At 72.3% G+C, this 4,444-nt stretch carries 6 protein-coding genes; 1 reads left to right on the top strand and 5 read right to left on the bottom strand.

Features of this window, described 5'->3' with window-relative positions; genetic code table 11:
• Nucleotides 1-111: 111 nt before the first annotated feature.
• The 5 genes from NON22_RS20795 to NON22_RS20775 form a co-directional block, all read right to left on the bottom strand.
• Nucleotides 112-528 (bottom strand): hypothetical protein, encoded by a 417-nt coding sequence (locus NON22_RS20795; protein ID WP_257388898.1) that lies wholly within the window; start codon nucleotides 526-528, stop codon nucleotides 112-114.
• A gap of 196 nt (nucleotides 529-724) precedes the next feature.
• Nucleotides 725-1,237 carry an SRPBCC family protein gene (locus NON22_RS20790; RefSeq protein ID WP_257388897.1) on the bottom strand — a complete coding sequence of 171 codons (513 nt, stop codon included), beginning with the start codon at nucleotides 1,235-1,237 and terminating at the stop codon, nucleotides 725-727.
• 37 nt (nucleotides 1,238-1,274) lie between these two features.
• Nucleotides 1,275-1,643 carry an ArsR/SmtB family transcription factor gene (locus NON22_RS20785; protein ID WP_257388896.1) on the bottom strand — a complete coding sequence of 123 codons (369 nt, stop codon included), beginning with the start codon at nucleotides 1,641-1,643 and terminating at the stop codon, nucleotides 1,275-1,277.
• A gap of 76 nt (nucleotides 1,644-1,719) precedes the next feature.
• The gene (locus NON22_RS20780) at nucleotides 1,720-2,340 is read right to left on the bottom strand and encodes an HAD-IA family hydrolase (protein ID WP_257388894.1); all 621 of its coding nucleotides are present in this window, start codon (nucleotides 2,338-2,340) and stop codon (nucleotides 1,720-1,722) included.
• Between the two features lie 56 nt (nucleotides 2,341-2,396).
• Nucleotides 2,397-2,804 (bottom strand): DUF3574 domain-containing protein, encoded by a 408-nt coding sequence (locus tag NON22_RS20775; RefSeq protein ID WP_257388893.1) that lies wholly within the window; start codon nucleotides 2,802-2,804, stop codon nucleotides 2,397-2,399.
• Nucleotides 2,805-3,040: 236 nt separating this feature from the next.
• On the opposite strand from NON22_RS20775, the gene NON22_RS20770 reads away from it, so the two are divergent.
• A complete protein-coding gene (locus NON22_RS20770) occupies nucleotides 3,041-4,342 on the top strand; it encodes an amidohydrolase family protein (protein ID WP_257388892.1) in 1,302 nt (433 codons plus the stop codon).
• Nucleotides 4,343-4,444: the final 102 nt, after the last annotated feature.

Here is a 4,444-nt window from a genome sequence, read left to right as displayed (position 1 = left end):
ACGTCAGCGCGGCGATCGCCGCCGTGCAGCGCGCCGCGACGTCGGTCGACGCGCTTGCGGCGGGTACTGCCGTCGACGGGCGCGCGCGGCGGGCGGCTGTGGCCATGGACGTCATCCTCGGCGGCGGCGGGCCTGCAGTGTTGCGCCGGCCCAGGTCGCCGGCAAGGCCGTCAGGACCAGGCTCAGCGGATACCACGCCGGGCCGAATCCGGGGCTTCGGCCGTGGCTCGCGATCAGGCCGAGCAGGGCCAGCAGCAGGCCGATGCCGCCGAGGACCAGCGCATGACGCCGCGGTCGCCGCGGCGCGAGCTGCGCCGCGACGTAGCCGCCGACTGCGGCGAACACGGTGCGATAGGCCGCGGCCAGCGCGAACTGGGGGTCGCTCAGGGGCTGATCGGCCGGCGGGAACAGGCCGCTCGCGCGCAGCAGCAGGTCGGCGACGAGCGACAGCGCGACGGCCGCGAGCAGGCCGAGCACGACGGCGGCGACGCTGCGCAGCGGACGGGGTGGCGAAGCGGATTCGTTCATGGGAATTCCGTCGTGTGAGGAGTCGCGATAACGGACGTTGAATATTCGTCAGAAAATTCAATTTGGCGCCACGGCGGTAGGCCCTCTCCAGCGGCGCATACAGCCGGGAGGAGAGGGCGAGCCGCGACGCGCTGCGCCGCAGCCGGCAGGTTTCCGCGCCGCTGCAGGCGTGGGTTCCGGCCGCGGCGCCGCCGTGTCAGTCCAGCCTGGCCAGTGCGGCCTCGGCTTCGGCGCCGGCCAGCCAGTCGGCCAGGCGGTCGTAGCCCATTTCGACGCCGGTGGTGGCCGGGAAGCTCAGCACGTGATCGCGGACGGCCTTGGAGTCGTAGCGCACGGTCAGGCGCAGGGTCGTCTGGCCGGCCTGCTCGGTCAGCACGATCGAGGAGACGCCCTGGCCCTCGTACCAGGCCTGGTCATAGTGCTCGTCGGCGACCATGCGTTCGGGCGCGACGAATTCGAGGATGGTGCCGCCCATGCCCATGACTTCGCCGTTGCTGCCGACCCAGACGTAGCGGTACTTGCCGCCGACGCGCGCGTCGAGTTCGCAGACGTCCAGGCGCCAGCCCGGCGGACCGCCGAACCAGCGGCGCAGCAGGTCAGGCTGGGTCAGCGCGGCGAAGACCAGCCGCCGCGGCGCGTCGAACACGCGCGTCATGAGGATTTCGGTGTCGCTGGGCAGGCTGATCTGCAGGGTGCCGGAACGGTGCATGGGGGTTCTCCGTGGGTAGAGGGGCGGAACGGATGCATCAGGACTTGCGGCGCGCGCGCGGCTTGCGCGCGGGTTTCTCGGCGGCCTTCATTTCCTCGAGCAGGCGGTCGAGGTCGTCGAAACGGGCTTCCCAGAGCCGCCGGTAGCGTTCGAGCCAGGCGTTGGCTTCTGCCAGCGGCGCGGCTTCGATGTGGCAGGGCCGGCGCTGCGCATCGCGGCCGCGGCTGATCAGGCCGGCGAGCTCGAGCACGCGCAGGTGCTTGGAGATGGCCGGCTGGCTCATCGCGAACGGTTCGCCGAGTTCGCCGACCGTCGCGTCGCCGAGCGCGAGGCGCGCGAGGATCGCGCGGCGCGTCGGATCGGCGAGTGCGGCGAAAGTCGCATCGAGGCGGGCAGCGGCGTTCATGGATAACCTTGGAGTTAGATAACCGTATGGTTATGGATCGTCGCGCACGACGCCGCCGGCGTCAAGCGCCCCAGGGTCAGTCCGACGGAATCAGGCCGCAGTCCCGCAGGAACGCGCGCGCGCCGGCCAGGTCGACGTACCGGTGCGCGCGCAGACCCAGCGCCGCCGCCGCGGCGACGTGGCCGGCGCTGTCGTCGATGAACGCGGCCTGCGCAGCGTCGACGCCGGCCGCGCTCAGTGCCGCGGCGAAGAACGCGGCGGCAGGCTTCGCGACGCCGATCTCGCTGGAATTGACTACGGCATGGAAGTACGCGTCGAGGCCGTGTGCGGCGAGATCGCCGCGCAGCCGCGTGCTGCCGTTGGAGACGAGCACGCGGCGCGCGGTCGCGCTCGCGTCGAGCAGCGCGAGCAGGTCGCGGTCGATTTCGCCGATGCCGGCCGACCACTGCGCGAGCGCGCCGGCGACGTCGGCCGCCGGGTGTCGGTCCCGCAGCCTCTGCGCGGTCTGCGTGCGCCAGGCCGCGTCGTCGATGCGGCCTTCGACGAGCGCGGCGACCAGCGGCGGATCGAATGCGATCTCGCGCAGGCTGCCGGCGGGCAGGCCGTGACGGCGCTCGAGCGCGTCGTCGGCCGGCCAGCGGCGCAGCACGCCGTCGAAGTCGATCAGCAGCGCCGCCGGCGCCGGCAGGGTTCGCATGCAATCGCTCCGGACAGTTCTGTCATGGGTGGAGTCGGCAGCCCCCCGGCGGACACTCAGAAGCTCGCGCAAGCGGCCTGCTTCAGGCGCAGCACGGCTTCCTGGTCGAACGCGCGCTTGTAGGCCTGCACGATCGCGACGACGGCGGCCTCGTTCGCTGCGTCGTCCGCGTGCGCGAGGGTCAGTACGCGCGAGGCCTCGCGGCTCAGCGAGCCGTCGGCATTGCGCCATTGGCCGCTGGCGTCGACGACGGTGAGCCCCTGCGGAAAGCGCGGCGTCACTTCGTCGCGCAGGAAGGCCTGCCACTGGGCTTCGGCGATCGTCGTGCCGTCGGGGCGCGACAGGCCGAAGAACAGACGGTCTTCGATCACCGCGCTGTCGCCGCGCGCGCAGGCCGCGGGCGGCAGGCTGCGGCAAGCGCCGAGCGGCAGGAGCAGGCAGATCGCGAGGGCGAAGTGGCGCATGCGTGTAGTGTCCGAATCGCCTATGGCCAATACGCCGCCGTTGCAACATGCGCGGCGGGTGCGCGGCGGCGCCGACGGGCATGCTAGTGTCCGCGCGGTCGCGTGGCCAGCCGGCCGGTCGACGCTAGTGCGGGACCGAAGGCGTGCGCAGCGCAGTTCTCGCGTCGGCTGTTGTGCCGGACCGGACCAGAGCAGAACGCGCGAATACAGTCGCGGCTGGGGCAGGGGAGAAACGCATGCGGGCATTGATCGGAGGCATCGTCGTCTGGCTGGCCGCGACCGCGGCCGCACCGGCGGCCGACTATCTCGAGCTGACCGACTTCACCTTGATCGACGGCACCGATGTGCCGCCTCGCGCGGTGAAATCGCTGCTCGCGCGCGACGGCGTCATCGTCGCGATCGACGACGCGGGCACGCGTCCGGCCGCCGAAGCCGATGCACGCTGGACGCGCATCGGCCTGAACGGCGCCTGGGTCATGCCGGGACTCGTCGACACCCACGTCCACGTCACGCGCTATCCGGATCCGCGCAAGAGCGAACGCGTGCTGCTCGGCGCCTTGCGCGGCGGCGTCACGGCCGTGCGCGATCTCGCCGGCGACGCGCGTGCGCTGGCCGAGATCGAACGACTCGGCGCGACGCGCGGCTGGACCGGCCCGAGTCTCGTCTACAGCGCCCTGTTCGGCGGACCGGCGATCTTCCAGGGCGGACCGACGGCCGAGATGGCGCCGGGGCGTCCGCCGGGTCAGGCGTCGTGGGCGCGCCAGATCGACGCGCATACCGACCTGCGCCTGGCCGTCGCCGAAGCGCGCGGCAGCGGCGCGCGCAACGTCAAGGTCTACGGCGACCTGACGCCGGCATTGGCCGCCGCACTGATCCGCGAGTCGACGCGTCAGGGCCTGCTGACCACCGCGCACGCGACGGTGTTTCCGGCGCGGCCGAGCGATCTGGTGAAGGCCGGCGTCGGCTCGCTGTCGCATGCGCCGTACCTCGTATGGGAAGCGGCCGACACGGTGCCGGCCGACTACGGCCGGCGCATCAGCGGCGCCTGGTCCACCACGGCGGCGGATCATCCGCGCCTGCGCGCGCTGTACCGACAGATGGCCGAGCGCGGCACCTTCCTCGACGCGACCTTGTATGTCTATCGCGAGATGAAGAACTACGCGCCCGGCCAGATGGATACGAGTTGGACCGATGCGGCCTTCGCCTGGGGGGCGGCGGCGACCCGGCAGGCGCGGCTGGCCGGTGTGCGCGTGACCACCGGCACCGACTGGTTCGAGCCGCGCGACGAGGACGCCCTGCCGCATACCCACGACGAGCTGGCCCTGCTCGTCGAACACGCCGGCTTCACGCCGGCGCAGGCGCTGGTCGCCGCGACGCGCAACGGTGCCGCGGCGCTGGGCCTCGCCGACCAGGGGACACTGGAGATCGGCAAGGCCGCCGACCTCGTCGTGCTCGACGCCGATCCGCTCGCCGACATCCGCAACACCACGCGCATCCGTTTCACCGTCAAGCACGGCGTGGCGGTGCAGCCCCGCTGAGCGGCGCGGCCGCGTCTTGCCCGGCGCCGCCGCGACGACCGCACGCGGCGGCGGCACGTCGCGGCCGGATTTTTACTTCGCTTTCACGTCGGACGTTCTACT

Source organism: Tahibacter caeni, assembly GCF_024609805.1.
In the GTDB taxonomy this organism is placed as follows: Bacteria; Pseudomonadota; Gammaproteobacteria; order Xanthomonadales; family Rhodanobacteraceae; genus Tahibacter; species Tahibacter caeni.
Note: the sequence above shows the minus strand (reverse complement) of the source record. Positions and strands in the feature narration are given on the sequence as shown.